Source organism: Pseudoteredinibacter isoporae (genome assembly GCF_040372805.1).
GTDB classification, from domain to species: domain Bacteria; phylum Pseudomonadota; class Gammaproteobacteria; order Pseudomonadales; family Cellvibrionaceae; genus Pseudoteredinibacter; species Pseudoteredinibacter isoporae_A.
The window spans coordinates 1,357,178-1,374,974 of sequence record NZ_BAABWJ010000001.1 but is presented as its reverse complement, the minus strand read 5'-3'; the positions used below and the strand labels follow the sequence as shown (position 1 = coordinate 1,374,974).

Sequence of the window (17,797 nt, the reverse complement as noted above, 5' to 3'; positions counted from 1 at the left end):
CTATCGATAGAGGCCTGCCGTTATTTCTCCCCGGTTAACCGCACGCGCCATCCGATGGCCAAAAAATTTCCCCAGCCATACCGCCATTCTCGATTTTACGCCGTCTAAATGGGAAAGATCACAGCAACGGCAATCTCATGTATAAAACCATTCTTACTCTAATCGCAGCCTTCTCTATCAAAGCGTTTGCCGCACCCACATTTGTGGCCGTCAAAGACCAGGCCTTCGTCGCCAACTACTATCCGGGCGAACACGGCAAAATACCTGTATTGGTTCTGGAAGGTTCAGGCAGCGGCATTCCCAAAGTGCTGGCAGAAAAAATTTCAAAAATGGGCCATCCGGTACTAGCACTGGCTTATTATAAAGCGGAGGGCCTGCCCAAACAGCTCGAGGCCATCCCATTAGAATATTTTGAACCGGCGAAAACCTGGCTGTTACAGAAAAACAATGCCAATGAACTGGCCGTTGTCGGCTGGTCCAAAGGGGCCGAAGCCGCTTTGCTTCTCTCCACCATGGATGAACGCATCCGCAAGGTGGTCGCTATCGCTCCCAGCCATGTCGTGTGGCCAGGTATCATTCCCGGGCTGGAACGGGCTCCGCTTTCAAGCTGGACCCTGGGGGACAAAAACCTTGCTTTTGTCCCTTATCAAGCGAGTGCAGACATTCGCAGTTTACGAGACCTGTATGAAAATTCTCTGAAAAATACTCAAGCGGTTGAGAAGGCAAAAATCGAGATTGAAAACAGCAAAGCCGATTTACTGTTATTCAGCGGCGGTGAAGACAGTGTCTGGCCCGCCAATTCAATGGCCCAGGAAATCTGCAAGCGCGCACGTTTAAGCCCGCAAGACATTCTCTGTGAACATCACCACTACCCTAAGGCCGGGCATTTGTTGGACAGCAGCATTCCTCTGGACGGAGAGGAAGCTGCCAATCGAGACGCTGATGAAGACAGCCGCACGCTCATCGCACGGTTTCTTCGTTAAATGGGCAGTTCACATCAACTGGTTTGGTAGTACGCTATTTTGGTTCGGATCTCACCGGAAAGCTCCAGCAACTCACCACTGGCTGAACGCTGCTCCTCGGACAGCTGGCTTTGCAAAACGGCATCTTGCTTTAGTTTTTCGATAAAGGATTCAACCCCACTGGCGGCTTCCGACTGCCTGGAAGCCGACTGATTCAATTCAGCATTCTTCGCAGAAATGTCTGAGATATCCCCTGACAAGCCTTGCCAAAGCGCAGCGATTTCATTGGTTTTTTCCGCTGCATAGTTGGTTTTCTCCTGGCCAACTTTCATAGCCTGCACACTGGATTCAGACCCTTTGCGTAGATCCTCCAGTATGGAGGCAATCTCTTGAGTTGAGTGCTGAGTTTTCTGAGCCAGGCCTCGAACTTCATCGGCAACTACGGCAAAGCCACGCCCCTGATCACCGGCACGAGCGGCTTCAATAGCGGCATTTAACGCCAGCAAATTGGTTTGTTCAGCAATGCCCTGGATAACAGTCATAACTTCGTCAACCCGCACCACTCGTTCAGACAAGGTACTCACGGCGTTATCCGCATGCAAGATATCTTCCTGCAAAGCCTTCATCAGTTCATCCACGTGATCGACCACGGCACTCGCCTTTTCAGCTTTTTGCATGGTGGCCTCGGTCATCTCTTTGGTATGGCTGGCAGTATCGAATGCGTGCTCCGCGCTGCTCACCAGTGTGCTGACCTCTTGGGCAGCCTGGCTGGATTGAGCCACTTGTTCGGTACTCGCTTGGCTTTGCCTCGAAGACTGATCTTCAAACATTTCTGCGGTGTGCTGCAATGCTCCGGAAGTTTTGGTCAGCGATGCAATGAGATCTTTCATCTGCCCTGCCAAATCTGCCGTCGCGCTATTTAGCAAACCAATTTCTCCGCGCCCGTGGCGATTCACGTCCATCCCCAGATTACCCTTGGACAAGTCGCTGATGGCGCTCGCTGTATTCCTCAGGGGGTTTAGTACCTCCCGTTGCAGGATCACATAACTTCCAAACAACACCAAGGCGCCGGTGACAAGCGTTAATATCACTGCATAGATAACCACTGCCTCTGATTCAGCAACAGTTGCATCACCACTTTGCTTCGCGACACTGTTTACCTTCTTGGAAATATCGTCCAACAGTTTCGACGGGGCTCGATCAATGCCTTTCACCGCGACATCCCCCACTCTATAGTCATAAGCTGAGGCATTAAATTCTTCAAAACCGGTCCGATACGCCGAACCCATTTTTTCATGGGCCACGATAAACTCTTGCACCTGCTTCTGCAGGCTTGGGTCAAAATTCAACTGCCCCTTGAGTTCCTTAGCAATTTTTTGGACGCTCTCTTCCTGTGCTAAAAACTTGCCCCAATACTTTTCACGCTGAGCATCATCTTCTCCGCGAATCAGTACATTCTTCCATTCCTGAACTTGGCGCTTAAACTCGATATTCACTCGATCCGTACTGTGAATCGCCGCGACTTCATGGGACAGCAAGGAACTGAACTTGATCAGGTCATCCCTCAGTTTATAGGTAGAAAACAATGATGCCATCAATAACAGCAAGATACTGGCGGAAATCACACCAAGCACCATAGTTTTAATATCGATATTTTTCACTCAAGAACTCCTTAGTGTACACGTTGACTACACAACAACTGGCCAACCTGAAAACAATGACTGTTACTTTGTATAGTCAAATTTGGTGCCATCCGCAAAGTTCCTTTGACGGTTGGATGGCAATATAAGAGTTCGGCGACAAATAGATATTCTTGAACAAAACATGCCCAGAAGGAGGGAAACAGGTCTGAGCCACCAGATTCTGGAAATGATGGTTATATTAACGAAGAAACTCCGTTCAAACGGTTGTTAGACTGTCTCGAAAAGTCAAAAAATAAAGGCCGAAAAACAAAGAATAAATGAGCAAAAATGAAAACCAATCCATTCACGATAAGAGGTTTTTTGAATCAAGGACAAAAAAGGGAGCCAAGGCTCCCTTATTAGATATAGAGATGATGTCCGATATCAGACTTGCAGATAGTCCAGAATGCCTTCAGCAGCCTGACGCCCTTCCCAAATGGCGGTAACCACCAAGTCCGAACCGCGAACCATATCACCACCAGCGAAGATTTTAGGGTTGCTGGTCTGGAATTTATACTGCTGTTCTTCTGGAGCCTCAACACCGCCCCAGCTATTAATCGTCACGCCATTGTCGGCAATCCAGTCGGCAGGGTCCGGCTGAAAACCAAAAGCGACTAGAACCACATCGGCCGGAATAATTTCCTCCGAACCCTCTACCGCTTGCGGGCGTCGACGGCCATTCTCATCAGGTTCACCCAATGCCGTTGTTACGACCTTGATCCCTTCAACCTTACCATCACCAACAATTTCAACCGGCTGGCGATTGAAGAGGAAATGAACACCCTCTTCCTTAGCATTGGCCACTTCACGGCGAGAACCTGGCATGTTCTCTTCATCTCGACGATAAGCACACGTCACACTGCGAGCTTGCTGGCGAATGGAGGTACGGTTGCAGTCCATGGCGGTATCACCACCACCCAGAACGACGACACGCTTACCTGCCACCGAAATAAAATCATCGATATTTTTTTCAAAGCCCAAATTGCGATTCACATTGGAAATCAAAAACGGAAGCGCATCGTACACACCAGGCAGATCTTCACCAGGGAAACCACCTTTCATGTATTTATACGTGCCCATGCCCATAAAGACCGCATCGTATTCTTCCATGAGCTGATCAATGCTGATGTCTTTACCGATTTCGGTTTCCAGACGGAATTCAACACCCATCTCAGTGAACACTTCACGGCGACGGCTCATTACCGATTTTTCCAGTTTGAACTCTGGAATACCAAACGTTAGCAAGCCACCAATTTCCGGATACTTGTCAAAAACCACCGGCTTAACACCGTTGCGAACCAGAATATCCGCGCAACCCAAGCCGGCCGGGCCAGCGCCAATAACCGCGACTTTTTTATCTGTCCATACTACTTTGGACATATCCGGGCGCCAACCCATCGCGAAAGCGGTATCGGTAATGTACTTTTCAGCATTACCAATGGTCACCGCACCGAAGTCATCATTTAGGGTGCAAGCGCCTTCACACAAACGATCTTGAGGACATACCCGGCCACAGACCTCCGGCAGAGTATTGGTTTGATGGCTCAAATCCGCAGCCTCAAAAATATTGCCCTCACTGATCAACTTCAACCAGTTGGGAATAAAGTTATGAACTGGACATTTCCACTCACAATACGGGTTACCGCAGGCCAAGCAACGATGCGCTTGATTAGCCACTTCTTTTTCCGTAAACGCTTCGTAAATCTCTACGTACTGAGTTTTACGAGTATGAATGGGCTTCTTTTGTGGGTCGTTTCGCCCAACCTCAATAAATTGAAAGTTATTGCTTAAACGTTCCTGTTTGGCGTTAGGGTTTTTCATGGTCATCCCTCCGCTTATTCGGTATCAGATTTGGTTTGTGCCAACAGGTCGCTCAAGCTGGCGGCCTTCGGCTTCACGAGCCAGAACTTTCCGACATAGTCGTCAAAGTCCTCATGCAGTTCCTGGCTCCAAGCACTGCCGGTTTCTTCAGCGTGCTTGGCAATCAGGTTGCGCAAGTGGTGGCGATTGTCTTCGTAGTTTTCACCACCAATGCGGCGAATCTCCACCAGCTCATTATTAAAGCGGTCAACAAAACCGCGATCCAAATCCAAAACGTAGGCAAATCCGCCCGTCATACCGGCGCCAAAGTTAACGCCAGTCTGACCCAGAATCGCAACCACACCACCGGTCATATATTCACAACAGTGATCACCGGTACCTTCAACCACAACTTGAGCGCCTGAGTTACGTACCGCCAAGCGTTCTCCAGCCTGGCCTGCCGCGAAAACTTCGCCACCAGTCGCACCGTACAAACAGGTGTTGCCCATAATCGAAGTCTGATTGGTTTTAAACGAACTGCCTTTTGGTGGGGTCAATACCAGCTTTCCGCCAGCCATACCCTTACCGACATAATCGTTGGCGTCACCTTCTAAATAAATGTTCAAGCCCCCGGCATTCCAAACACCGAGAGACTGGCCCGCCACACCGTTTAGTTTTACCGTAAGTGGTTTGTCAGCCATCCCCTGATTGCCGTAACGCTTGGCAATCTCACCGGACACTCGCGCACCAATAGAACGGTCGCAGTTGGTAACATTGAACTCGAATTCGCCACCGCTCTTATTTTCAATACTGGAAAGCATCTCAGCGACCATACGCTCGGCCAATTCGCCTTTATCGTATGGATCATTTTGAGCGACCTGGCAGAATTGCGGCTTGGTTTCCAAGTAATCATCGGTATAGATGATAGGACTTAAATCCAAAGCACTTTGCTTGTCTGTTTTTGCCTCATCCACTTCCATCCGTTGAACTTGGCCTATGAGCTCGTCGATACTGCGCACACCAAGTGCCGCCATCCATTCACGCGCTTCTTCAGCAACAAAGCGGAAGAAGTTCATCGCCATTTCAACCGTGCCGATGTAGTGATCACGGCGCAACTGTTCATTCTGAGTGGCAACACCCGTCGCACAGTTATTCAGGTGGCATATGCGCAGATACTTACATCCCAAAGCAACCATAGGTGCCGTACCGAAGCCAAAGCTTTCTGCCCCCAAAATTGCTGCTTTCACAACGTCAAGGCCAGATTTCAATCCACCGTCTGTTTGCACACGAACATTGCCGCGTAAATCATTGGCACGCAAAGTCTGATGAGTTTCCGACAAACCCAACTCCCACGGCGAACCCGCGTAACGAATTGAGGTCAATGGAGACGCCGCCGTACCGCCGTCGTAGCCGGAAATGGTGATTAAATCTGCATAGGCTTTTGCCACGCCTGCGGCAATCGTGCCGACACCCGGACGTGACACCAACTTCACACTGATCAGGGCATCCGGATTCACCTGCTTCAAGTCGAAGATCAGCTGGGCCAAATCCTCAATCGAATAAATATCATGATGCGGGGGAGGTGAAATCAAGGTCACTCCGGGCACGGAATAACGCAGGGTCGCGATCAAGTCATTCACCTTGCCACCCGGTAGCTGACCACCCTCGCCGGGCTTGGCGCCCTGAGCGACTTTAATCTGCAATACTTCGGCGTTCACCAAATAATGCGGCGTCACACCAAAACGGCCCGATGCAATCTGTTTGATCTTGGACACTTTGTTGGTGCCATAACGTTTGGGGTCTTCACCACCTTCACCTGAGTTCGAACGACCGCCCAAAGTGTTCATGGCCTGAGCCAATGCTTCGTGAGCTTCAGGAGACAGCGCACCCAAGGACATCGCCGCCGAATCAAAGCGAGCGACAATGTTTTCCATCGGTTCGACTTCGTCCAAAGGAATTGGTGAGGCCTCTTTCAGCTTCAGCATATCGCGCAAGGTCGCAATAGGACGCTCGTTGACTAAGTCAGCGTATTTTTTCCAAATACCGTAATCACCGGTTTTTACAGCCTGCTGGAGAGTCTGCACAACGTCCGGGTTAAATGCGTGGTATTCCTGGCCGTGAACGTACTTCAGCAAACCACCCGGTTCGATGGTTTTGCGATCGATCCAGGCAATCGTGTCCAACGCTTCCTGTTCGGCCTGCAAATGTTCGAAGCTGGCGCCTTTGATGCGCGAGGGCGTGCCTTTGAAGCAAAGATCGACGATCTCTTCATCCAGACCAATAATTTCGAACAGTTGAGCCCCACGATAAGAGCCGATGGTTGAAATCCCCATCTTAGACAGGATTTTCATCAAACCCTTATTGATGCCCTTACGATAATTTTTCAATGCGGTATCGTGATCCACCAATAACTCGCCGGTGTGAATCAGGTCTGACAGCACCTGATAGCTCAGATACGGATACACGGCTGAGGCACCATAACCGATCAATGTGGCTATTTGATGTGAATCACGCGCATAAGCGGTTTTGGTAATAATATTGGAATCGCAACGCAGACCCGCATTAATCAAGCGATGGTGAACCGCGCCAGTGGCCAACAGGGAATGAATCATTCCCATACCCTGTTCCGGGTAACCGTCGCTGAGAATCACCACGACCGCGCCTTCACGGACAGCAGCTTCAACATCGTCACACAGTTTAACGATCGCTTCTTTCAAGCTGTGTGTCGATGGATCGTAGCGCAAGGTAAACTGCTGGCTGCGATAGTCACGATTATCCATTTCACGAATGGTATAAAACTTACGCGGTGACAATACCGGGCTGCGCAAGTTAATCCGCTTTCCGTGGGAAGGGGTTTCCGCAAATACGTTCAGTTCACGCCCCAACTGAGTGCCTAATGACATCACAATGGCTTCGCGTAATGGATCGATGGGCGGATTGGTAACCTGGGCAAACTGTTGACGGAAATAGTCAAACAGATTGCGGGTTTTGCCTGACAAAACAGCCATCGGCGTGTCATCGCCCATGGAGCCTGTGGCTTCCTGACCCAACTCAGCCAATGGACGCAACACCTGATCGCGCTCCTCAAAACTGAGTTGGAACATTTTCATATAGCGCGGCAATTCTTCGCGCGGCATGCCTTCTTCGTAGGCTTCCGCCTCGAGGGTCGCCTCAATTTTGAGGTTTCCTTCCTTCAGCCACTTTCGGTAAGGCTGACGGGTTTTGAGTTGCTCATTGATTTCATCGGTGTTGAGGATCTCACCACTTTCAGTATCAATCGACAGCATATCACCGGGGCCCAAACGACCTTTCGCCACCACATTTTCAGGCTGATAGTCGTAAACCCCCACCTCGGACGCAACCGTGATCACGTCATCATCCGTAAGCACCCAACGCGATGGGCGCAGACCGTTTCGGTCCAGAGTACATACTGCGTAACGGCCATCGGTCATCACCAATCCCGCAGGCCCGTCCCATGGTTCAATGTGCATGGAAATATACTGGTAGTAAGCACGCTCTTCAGGATCGATGGATTCCACATTGTGCCAAGCCGGCGGCACCAACATGCGCAATGCATGGTGCAAAGGCAAACCACCCAAAACCAGCACTTCCAGCATATTGTCGAGACTGGAGGAATCCGAGCCTTCCGTATTTACAACGGGTGCAACTTCCGCCAAATTCGGCAGCAATTCAGACTGAAATTTCGGTGTTCTCGCACGGGCCCAGTTCCGATTACCCATGATGGTGTTGATCTCACCATTGTGGGCCAACATACGAAATGGCTGAGCCAGATTCCACTGTGGCATGGTGTTGGTTGAGAAACGTTGATGGAAGACCACAATCGCCGTTTCCAAACGCTCATCCGCTAGATCTTTATAGAAGCTCGGGATGTCCTTCGGCATCATCAAGCCCTTATAGGACAGCACCGAGGAAGACAGGCTCGAGATATAGAATGCTTTGTCGTCTTTCAACGCTTTATCAGCACGTCGACGTGCCATATAAAGCTTGGCGTTCAACGCTGGCAATGAACATTCTGCGTTAACGAACACCTGATAGAAACTGGGCAGGCTTTCCAAAGCAATAGGACCGAGACAGGATTTGTCTACAGGCACCTCACGCCAACCCGCAACGCTTAGGCCTTCCGCTTCAATTTCTGCGGTAACCACATCGCGAGCCGCTTGAGCCAGAACCGGATCCTGACTCAGCATGACAGAGCCAATGCCATAGTTGGCACTCAGCTCAAAATTATTTTCTTCTGCAATAGTACGCAAAAAGCCATCAGGCTTTTGCATCAGCAAACCACAACCATCACCGGTAATACCATCGGCGGCGATACCGCCCCGGTGGGTCATACATGTTAGCGCTTCAATAGCCGACTCAAGTAGGCTATGGCTCACCGTTCCCTTGGTGTTTGCGATCAGGCCAAAACCGCAGTTATCTTTAAATTCGTCTAAACGATAGAGTCCAGTAGTCATGCTCTGTCTCTCTTCTTGCTATGGCGGAATGCTCGCTTCTTATTGAATACCAACAGCCTTATGTGAAAGACCGCTGACAGTCGATTCCGCGCGATGAGTGCATTACTGGTTCAACCTCTTATTTGAATCGGTGGGCTGATACCAGCACAAAACTGTGCTTCCCAGACAAAAAAGCCCCTAAGACAGGGGCTTTGATGGCATTTGGGCGCTGAATATTAACTGTAGGCGTGCAAATAAGCAAGTCGAACCAAGCGAATGTTCGGCCATGATCGGTCAAAGTTAGCAAATATGCTGCTAAATGCCTCTAAAAGAGCGTATATCAGCCTTAATGATTTTTAATGAGCGAGCCCAAGCACCGCCGCTTCTTCGCCTGGAGGGCAATCGCTCCTGGGCGGCCTGAACCGATTCCCAGGTATTGAAGCCCGGCTGCACAATAACGTACCAGGACTTACCGTTGTTTTCCCGGTTAAAGATCTTCAGCTCTTCGCGATTGGGCTGCACTCGCAAGAACTTCTCAACCTGCTCGGGAGTACGCACCGAAATAAGCTGTAAAACATAGGCACTGTCCGGCAAACGCAATAGATACTGCTCATCCTCGGTGAAGACACTGAGATCAAAACCTGGGTCCATCCCCAACTGGCCAAGCTCTTCTTCGCTGTAGCTCGAGTAATCCACTGGACTGTCGCCCAGCTCGTTGATGTCGGCAAGTTCAATCGACGGCTCGCTGCTCACCGACTCCTCAGTTGAACTCGAAGGGGTGGAATCGGCTTCCGCACCGCTCTCAACAGAAGCGTTTGTAATATCTCGACCTTCTCCTGACACTTGCGAGAGCGACGCATCCTCTTCACGGGAAACATCAGCAAGCGCCACATCATCAGATATCACTTCTGTTGGCAGGGAATCTGGAACCGTATTGGATTCGATGGACACCTGCTGTTCATTATCTTCTGGCTCATCCAGGATCACGGGTTCTGCAGGCGTCAGCGCCTCATTGATCAGGTTTTCAGTATCAGCCATCGCATCGACCGATTGCTGAGTAGAATCCGAATTGTCGCCGGTAGGAACCTGCTCCCGCACAGGCTGGGCTATGGGCTTGTCCGGCGACGCCGGACTTTTTTCGCTTGTTTGCAGCTCTGAATCACGAGGCTTACTGGCTTTCGTGCTCGCCGTCTCGGAGGATTGATCCGCTGTGTCCCACCACGCCTGAATTGCGTCTTTGTAAATATAAGCCGTACCCAGAATTGCAACCAAGGCCCCAACACTCAGCAGATGCCAGGCAGGAAAGCCCTTTCGTTTAAGGGAGCTGCTGTAAAGGCGGCTGATCAGCAGATTCTGAACCAGAACATCCAGCTGGGCAGGAAGGCCTTTTGACGCACGATAAAGCTCTTTAAGCTCCATGTCGCTAAACAGTTCTGGACCATCATAATCGACACTGGCCAGTTGCTGATGGATATAACTCACCAGCTCAGACTCATTTAGAGGGGTCAATTCCTTTTGATTAACGATCACGTCTGCCACATCAAACTTGCGTAGCCTATCGGCCAAACCGGGCTCTGCAAAGGCAACAATATTGAGTTTGCCTTCACCGGCTTGCTGCCCCTGGAGCAAGCCCATCAGCGCGAGCAAAGCCCTGTCATCAAGGTTCTGAGCCTGATCAACGAAGACAAACATAGACTGGGAGGCGTGTTTGACGTGTTTACGCAAGTGGCCAAGCATGGCACCGGAAGTTTGCCCCTCAATCAGATCTGCACCTAATTCAGCAGCCAGGAGCATCAACATTTGGTCCAGCCCAGCCAGCACAGGACCCTCCAGCTGCGATATTAAGGCACCATCATCGCTACGTTTGACCAGCTCTTTCAAAAGCGCCGTTTTACCGATTCCTTCAGGACCTTCCAGCACGATAATTCCTGCGCCAAAATCACACCAATGCTCGATTTGGTCCAGCACTTCCACCCGTTCGGCAGTTGAGAAAAACCCACCCTGCCCAACGAATGGTTCGCTGTTAAATCCGTAATAATCCAAATATTCGGCCAGTGTATCCACTCACTCTCCCGCAGCGACTGCCTAACATGATCCTTTATTATGAATTCAGCTTCGGCAAGCCTCAATAGCTGCCAGCACTTCCTCTTCGCTTACGTCTTCAGTGACGATCGCCTTACCAAGCGCCGATAGTAACACCAAGCGCAAACGGCCGTTCAACACCTTTTTATCTACCGCCATCAAAGGCAGGAATTCTGTTGCCGGCATAGATTCCGGAGTATGAACAGGCAATCCCGCCGCAAGGCTCAATGTGCGATTACGCTCAAGCAAACCAGGGTCAATCCAACCTTTTGACTCCGACAAGGCAATGGCCATCTGCATGCCAATAGCGACGGCTTCGCCATGTAAATATTCGCCGTAGCCCATGTGTGTTTCAATTGCGTGCCCAAAGGTATGCCCCAGATTCAGAATGGCACGCAAACCGGATTCTCGTTCATCAGCGGCTACCACTTCCGCCTTAATCTGGCAGGAGCGCTCAATTGCATAGCTCAGCGCATCCTGCTCACCAGCCCGCAAGGCATGCATATTGCTTTCCAGCCATCGATAGAAAGGCTCGTCGGCGATCAAGCCGTACTTGATCACTTCGGCCAAACCAGCGGCCAGCTCTCGCTCGGGTAATTGCTGAAGAACCGAACTGTCCGCAATAACACAGTTCGGCTGATAAAAAGCCCCGATCATATTTTTGCCCATGGGGTGATTGACCGCTGTCTTGCCCCCCACACTGGAATCCACCTGCGACAACAATGTGGTGGGAAGCTGAATAAAATCGACACCACGCTGATAGCACGCCGCAGCAAAACCCGTCATATCGCCAATCACTCCCCCCCCCAATGCAATCAGGGTTGTCTTACGAGTATGGCGAGCTCGTAACAACTCATCAAAAATTAAATTGAGAGTTTCTAGATTTTTATAGGCCTCACCGTCAGGAAGAATAACCTCGGTGTAATCGTATTGACTCAAGGACGGTTTTATTTCGGGCAGTAATAGAGTCGCTAAAGTGGTATTGGTTACCAGGCAAACTTGGCGGCCCTTGATATGAGGGGCAAGCAGGTCTTCTCTACCCAGGAGCTTTGGGCCAATGTGGATGGGGTAGCTGCGATCAGCAAGATCGACACGTAAAGTGCGCATGATAATTCCCGGCGATAAAAATTTGCGGCCAAAGGATAGCAGAAAAGAGGTCGGATGGATAAACCACTACAGCCCCTCCAATATGCTTATATTGGAATTATACAGCCTGTATCAAGACTGCAACTGTTCCGCGAGGCTGTCAGCCACTTGCTTGGGAGTTTTGCCATCCGTCTCAATAACGAGGTCAGCCACTTCACGGTAAAGGGGATCACGTGACTCCAAGAGCTCGATTATTTTTTGCTTTGGATCGTCAACTTGCAGAAGCGGACGCTTCTTGTCTTTGTCTGTACGCCGAACCAACTGGGAAATTGAAGCCGTGAGATAGACAACTCGCCCATATTTGTTGAGCAACTTACGATTGTCTTCTCGAACAACAATGCCACCACCCGTGGCAATAACCAAATCATCCTGTTGGCACAATTCAGAAAGCGTATTGTTTTCGCGCTGGCGGAAACCTTGTTCACCTTCAATATCGAAAATCCAAGAGATGTCAGCGCCGGCACGATCTTCAATCAACTTATCCGTATCATAAAAATCCCGTCGCAGGCTGGATGCCAACAGACGGCCGATGGTGGACTTGCCGACCCCCATGGGGCCGACTAACACGATACTCTTCACAAGCAGTTATTCAGTTATGCTCTGCGCCAGAATTTTAGGCGTAATAAAGATCAACAACTCACGCTTCTCTCGCACTTGGAGATCTTTCTTAAACAGGCGACCAAGGTATGGGATATCACCGAGCAATGGCACCTTGGAAGTCCCCTTGGTAACCTGATCTTGGAAGATACCACCCAGTACAATCGTTTGACCATTATCGACCAGAACTTCAGTATCGATGCGGTTCACGTCAATAACAGGGACACCCGCAATGAAGCCGTTAATGTCATCCTGCTTCACCAACAGATCCATGATAATGCGATCATCAGGTGTAATCTGTGGGGTTACTTCAAGCTTTAATACGGCCTGACGGAATGAAGTCGTCGTTGCACCACTCGCCGAAGCTTCCTGGAAACCAATTTCCTGACCAGACTCAATAAAGGCGGCCTGCTTGTCCCCAGTAACAACCTTAGGCTGGGACACAATTTCCGCAAAACCGGAGTCTTCCAAGGCACTCAGCTCGAGCCCCAAGGAACCGTTATCCGTGCTCAGCCACATAGCGATCGAGCCAAATGGATTGGTTACGCCCAAGTCAACCATATTGGCTTGATCAATTGTCGGAGTCCAAACACCGTTTGAATCAAAGTTATCGGCCAAGAAGGCTTCACTGGAACCTGAAAACAGGCCACTGCGTTGATTCACGGTTTGAGTGCGGAAAATTTGCTGGCCGTTACCATCAAAGGTGGCATTTCCGTTACCATCCAGCACGGGCACACGCTGTGTCGTAGAGCGAATCTGATGACGACCAACCGCCTGCCAACGAACACCTAACTCTTTGCGGTAATCAGTATTAGCAACAACAATGCGCGCTTCAATCATCACTTGGCGTACAGGAATATCAACCTGCGCGATCAGTTTACGAAACTCCTGAATCTTTTCTTCCGTATCCGTCAGAATAATGGAGTTAGTACGTTCATCAACGATAGCCTGACCACGCTCAGACAAAATACTGCCTGTCGCATTACCATCCTGACTTGCACTTCTACCACCTTCAGCGCCATTGTCAGGCTGATTAAACAGCTTAAACAACTCACGAGCATTGGCATAACGAACACGAATATATTCTGTCCGCAGTGGTGCCAATTCTTGCAATTGCTTCTGGGTTTCCAACTCCAAACGTTCACGCTCGGCAATCTCAGCCGCAGGTGCAACCATCAAGACGTTGCCGACCTGTCGTTTATCTAAACCTTTGGTTTTAAGCACCAGACTCAAGGCCTGATCCCAAGGCACATTGTCCAAACGCAGGGTAATGCTCCCGCCCACTGTGTCACTGGCAACCAAGTTCAAATCCGTAATATCAGCGATCAACTGCAATACCGAACGAACTTCAATGTTTTGGAAATTCAACGACAGTTTTTTGCCCACAAACTCAAACTGTTTCTTTCTCTCCTCACGCTCAGCTTGAGTGAGAGGCTTGATGGAAACCACATACTGGTCATCCGCTTGATAGGCCAGATAATCGTATTCGCGACTGGTTTCAATCACGACCTTGGTGCTGCCACCGTCATAACTGGAATCCACAAAAGATACAGGGGTAGCAAAATCAATCACGTCCAAGCGACGACGCAGCTCTGCGGGAATCGATACACCTTCAAAGTTCAGGCTTAACTTACCGCCGCTCGAATTGGCATCAATGTTAACGTTTGGATCAGACAACCCAAGAATGACCTTACCTTCGCCAGATTCTCCACGACGAAAGTCCAGACTGGTAATCATTCTCTCGTAGTCACCCTGATCTCGAGAGTTTGAAATGGCGGCCGTCATGCTGGAGCCACTCTTAACAAAGTCGCTGGCACCACCGCTGCTGCCCATTTCAACAATTACATCTGAACCGTCGACACGGGTGTTGTAATTCACCAGTTCGTTCAAGTTGACGATCATGCGAGTACGACCGCCACTTGAGAGCACCACTACGCTATTGGCAGAATCAAAGGAAACCGGAAATTTCTTTTTCGTCAACAGACTTTCTACACCCGGAAAGTCGAGCACGACACGCGCCGGCTTTTCAATGGTGTAGCCTTTGGGCACATCCGGTTGCTCATCGAATTTCAGTTTAATCTCAAACCGTTGCCCGGGTAATTCAGCAAACTGAATATCAGTGAGCTTGCTTGCCAGGGAGGAAGTCGCCAAAGACGACAGCAGCACCATGGCCACCAAACGTCCTTTAACAAGGCTTATGGATCTAAGCAGCGAAAACATAGTCAATTCCTTATTCTTCCTCTAGTTTGAGAACTCGGGGGCGCTCAACCCAACCACCCAAGTTATCTGGAATAATTTCAACAATATCTAACTGGCCATGGCTGGTGTTAATAACCCGACCATGATTTTTGCCAACGTAGTTACCTGTAGACACTCTGTGAACACCGCCCTGGCCATCAGAAACCAGCCCCCACAAAACACCGTCTTTTTCAATTGTCCCGACCATCTCCAACTCAATGAGGCTGAAGCCTTCCAGGTACTCTTTTTCGCGATTCAAGTCCGGCTCAACACCCACAGACTGCCCGACAAATTCCTGCTTTTGCTCTTCCTTCAACGGCTCGAAAGGGCTGCGCAGCTTAATGGCAGCATAGCTGAATGCCTTGTAGGGGCGAAACTCAGGTAGAGGTTCAATCCGACCTCGCGGGCGACGCTTAGTCTCTTCAATATAATCACGCAAATCCTGGTGCTGCTCTTCAAAGGAACACCCACCCATTACAAAGAAAGCCGTGACTAAAACAATATATCGCATCATGCTTAATCGTCCTGACTCTTATAGCGATAGGTCTTGGCAATAATATTCATTGTCAATTCGCCACGCTCGCCGCTTTCAATGTCGTAGTTGTGAAGGGTTACTATTCGAGGCATGCCAGCCACACCACTCACAAAGCCACCCAAATCATGGTAGCCACCATGCACTGTAATTGAGATCGGCAATTCCACATAAAACTCTTCGGATTTTTCTTCTTGAAGTTCAATTTTGGAAATGGCCAACCCACTCTCGCTGCCCTTTTCATCAATATCTTCCAGCAGACCAGGCACTTCGGTATCGCTCGGCAACTGCTTTAACAATGCACCAAAAGAGTCTTCCATTTCCTTCATCTGCTTGCGATAAGCAACCAAATTCGCTGACTCGAAAGCTTTTCGTTCAAAGTTTGTTTTTAAGGTCGCTTCCTCAGAAATTTGATTTTCCAATTCAATCTTCAAATCACCGATAAACACATAATATGTAACACCAAACACGATCGCTATGCAGATCAGCGCTACCAATAGACGGCCAGCCAATGGCCAGACACCAATCCGTTCAAAGTCGAGCTCAGCAAGGTCAAAACCTTGCACCTGCTCCATAAAATCGGACACACCAGACATTACTTCCCGCCCTCCGATTCTTCAGTTTTGGGTACCGCAGCCCTGACGCTCATGCTGAACTCACTGGCTTGATCACCCAATTCGGGTTTCGCCGTCACCGAGTTCAAATTCGGATCCTGAAACCAGGCTGAAGCTTCAAGATTTCGCATAAAAGTGGATACCCGATTATTGGATTCTGTCACGCCTTCCATACTGATGACATCACCATTACGCTCCATGGATTTGACGTAGATACCATCGGGGACCATACGCACAAACTCGTCAAAGGCACGCACAATGACCGGACGCAAGCCTTGCAATTCCTGAATAACACGCATCCGCTCCAGCAGCTCGGAGCGTCGCTTTTTCAGTTCCTTGATCTCAGAAACCTTACTATCCAAAATCGTTATTTCGTCCTGAAGTAGAGCGTTGCGCTGCACTTGTGAATCAATATCAGCCTGCGCAGAAGAGACCCACAAATACGCCAAAGCCGCCGCTAACAACACGACGGCCATCAAGATGGTTAAATACTCTTGCTTGCGACGGGCACGATATTCGTCGCGCCAGGGTAATAAGTTAATATTGGCCATTATTCGTACTCCCTCATCGCCAAACCTGCTGCAATCATCAGTGCAGGTGCATCATTGGCCAGGGCGGTAGCATTCACTCTCGGCGATACCGACATATTGGCAAAAGGGTTCGCAACCATAGTCATGGTGCCGATTTTCTCTTCAATCAGTTCACCCAACCCTTCTAGGGCAGAGACCCCTCCGGCCAACACGATCAGATCAACATCATTGTATTGACTGGAAGAGAAAAAGAATTGCAACGAACGGGTCACTTGCTGAACTACCGCATCTTTAAAGGGCTCAAGCACCTCAGATTCATAATCATCCGGTAAGCCACCCTGCTTCTTGGCCAGCCCAGCTTCTTCGGCGGACAAGCCATAGCGGCGCTGAATTTCTTCGGTCTGTTGCTTTCCACCGAACAGCTGCTCACGGGTATAAACCGTCTTACCATCCACCAGAACACTCAGCGTGGTCATGGTTGCACCGATATCGACTACCGCAACAACCTGCCCTTCTTGCTGCTCCAGTTGCTCTGAAATCAGAGCAAAGGCTCGCTCCATGGTATAGGCTTCGACATCGACCACCTTGGCAGTTAAATCTGCTTTTTCCAGCACATCCACCCGTAAATCCACATTCTCTCGGCGACAAGCGGCCAATAGGACTTCCATTTGATCAGGGTTATTGGCCGACGGCCCCTGCACCTCAAAATCAATGGAGACTTCTTCCAGAGGATAAGGAATGTACTGATCGGCTTCGAGCGATATCTGGGTTTCCAGCGCATCCTCTGACAGCCCTGAAGGCATTTCGATGACTTTGGTGATAACAGCAGAACCGGCCACGGCAACCGCTGCCAGCTTCTCCTTACTTTTGGATTGCTGCACCACCGCACGAACGGCATCAGCAACAGCGTCCGGATCATTGATGTTTTTTTCCACCACCGAGCCCGGCGGCAGGGCTTTCACCGCATAGCTTTCCACCCGAAAGCTGTCACCTTGCCGGCTGAATTCCAGCAATTTTACAGCGGTGGAGCTTATATCCAGACCAATGAGTGGCTTGGCCTTGGACTCCAAGAATCCCAGAATGCCCATTTTTTCAATCAATATCCGTGACTTATGAGATAATCATGTTATAGCACTTGAACTGTGTGCTGCAACAACCTT

12 protein-coding genes are annotated in these 17,797 nt (G+C 49.8%); 1 reads left to right on the top strand and 11 read right to left on the bottom strand.

Annotation, left to right across the window (positions count from 1 at the left end; translation table 11 throughout):
* Positions 1-137 precede the first annotated feature (137 nt).
* Complete coding sequence (locus ABWW03_RS06090) at positions 138-983, top strand: acyl-CoA thioester hydrolase/BAAT C-terminal domain-containing protein (RefSeq protein WP_353407014.1); 846 nt, start codon at positions 138-140, stop codon at positions 981-983.
* 14 nt (positions 984-997) lie between these two features.
* Here the strand turns inward: ABWW03_RS06090 and ABWW03_RS06085 are convergent, their stop codons facing one another.
* The 11 genes from ABWW03_RS06085 to ABWW03_RS06035 all read right to left on the bottom strand — a co-directional run bounded on the left by ABWW03_RS06085 (position 998) and on the right by ABWW03_RS06035 (position 17,725).
* Entirely contained in the window at positions 998-2,623 is a 1,626-nt protein-coding gene (locus ABWW03_RS06085) for a methyl-accepting chemotaxis protein (RefSeq protein WP_353407013.1), read from the bottom strand.
* A 405-nt stretch (positions 2,624-3,028) separates the two neighbouring features.
* Positions 3,029-4,465 (bottom strand): FAD-dependent oxidoreductase, encoded by a 1,437-nt coding sequence (locus ABWW03_RS06080; RefSeq protein ID WP_353407012.1) that lies wholly within the window; start codon positions 4,463-4,465, stop codon positions 3,029-3,031.
* A 14-nt stretch (positions 4,466-4,479) separates the two neighbouring features.
* Positions 4,480-8,919, bottom strand: coding sequence for a glutamate synthase large subunit (gene gltB / locus ABWW03_RS06075; RefSeq protein ID WP_353407010.1), 4,440 nt, complete (start codon positions 8,917-8,919; stop codon positions 4,480-4,482).
* A gap of 294 nt (positions 8,920-9,213) precedes the next feature.
* Positions 9,214-10,962: an AAA family ATPase gene (locus ABWW03_RS06070; protein WP_353407009.1), complete on the bottom strand. Its 1,749-nt coding sequence runs from the start codon at positions 10,960-10,962 to the stop codon at positions 9,214-9,216.
* A gap of 45 nt (positions 10,963-11,007) precedes the next feature.
* A complete protein-coding gene (gene aroB, locus ABWW03_RS06065; protein WP_353407008.1) occupies positions 11,008-12,087 on the bottom strand; it encodes a 3-dehydroquinate synthase in 1,080 nt (359 codons plus the stop codon).
* A 111-nt stretch (positions 12,088-12,198) separates the two neighbouring features.
* The gene (aroK, locus tag ABWW03_RS06060) at positions 12,199-12,711 is read right to left on the bottom strand and encodes a shikimate kinase AroK (protein ID WP_353407134.1); all 513 of its coding nucleotides are present in this window, start codon (positions 12,709-12,711) and stop codon (positions 12,199-12,201) included.
* Complete coding sequence (pilQ, locus tag ABWW03_RS06055; protein ID WP_353407007.1) at positions 12,712-14,943, bottom strand: type IV pilus secretin PilQ; 2,232 nt, start codon at positions 14,941-14,943, stop codon at positions 12,712-12,714. It lies immediately after the preceding gene.
* Positions 14,944-14,953: 10 nt separating this feature from the next.
* Positions 14,954-15,475, bottom strand: a complete 522-nt coding sequence (locus ABWW03_RS06050; protein WP_353407006.1) for a pilus assembly protein PilP — start codon at positions 15,473-15,475, stop codon at positions 14,954-14,956.
* Positions 15,476-15,477: 2 nt separating this feature from the next.
* Positions 15,478-16,089, bottom strand: a complete 612-nt coding sequence (locus ABWW03_RS06045; protein WP_353407003.1) for a type 4a pilus biogenesis protein PilO — start codon at positions 16,087-16,089, stop codon at positions 15,478-15,480.
* Positions 16,089-16,658, bottom strand: a complete 570-nt coding sequence (locus ABWW03_RS06040; RefSeq protein ID WP_353407002.1) for a PilN domain-containing protein — start codon at positions 16,656-16,658, stop codon at positions 16,089-16,091. Before ABWW03_RS06040 ends, ABWW03_RS06045 begins: the two co-directional genes overlap by 1 nt.
* Positions 16,658-17,725 (bottom strand): pilus assembly protein PilM, encoded by a 1,068-nt coding sequence (locus ABWW03_RS06035; RefSeq protein ID WP_353407133.1) that lies wholly within the window; start codon positions 17,723-17,725, stop codon positions 16,658-16,660. The genes ABWW03_RS06040 and ABWW03_RS06035 overlap by 1 nt, the downstream gene beginning before the upstream one ends.
* Between the last annotated feature and the right edge of the window lie 72 nt (positions 17,726-17,797).

Coding starts and splice junctions, on each gene's coding strand:
- ABWW03_RS06090 (WP_353407014.1), top strand. CDS start 138: ATGTATAAAACCATTCTTACTCTAATCGCAGCCTTCTCTATCAAAGCG.
- ABWW03_RS06080 (WP_353407012.1), bottom strand. CDS start 4,465: ATGAAAAACCCTAACGCCAAACAGGAACGTTTAAGCAATAACTTTCAA.
- gltB (WP_353407010.1), bottom strand. CDS start 8,919: ATGACTACTGGACTCTATCGTTTAGACGAATTTAAAGATAACTGCGGT.
- aroB (WP_353407008.1), bottom strand. CDS start 12,087: ATGCGCACTTTACGTGTCGATCTTGCTGATCGCAGCTACCCCATCCAC.
- pilQ (WP_353407007.1), bottom strand. CDS start 14,943: ATGTTTTCGCTGCTTAGATCCATAAGCCTTGTTAAAGGACGTTTGGTG.
- ABWW03_RS06050 (WP_353407006.1), bottom strand. CDS start 15,475: ATGATGCGATATATTGTTTTAGTCACGGCTTTCTTTGTAATGGGTGGG.
- ABWW03_RS06045 (WP_353407003.1), bottom strand. CDS start 16,089: ATGTCTGGTGTGTCCGATTTTATGGAGCAGGTGCAAGGTTTTGACCTT.
- ABWW03_RS06040 (WP_353407002.1), bottom strand. CDS start 16,658: ATGGCCAATATTAACTTATTACCCTGGCGCGACGAATATCGTGCCCGT.
- ABWW03_RS06035 (WP_353407133.1), bottom strand. CDS start 17,725: ATGGGCATTCTGGGATTCTTGGAGTCCAAGGCCAAGCCACTCATTGGT.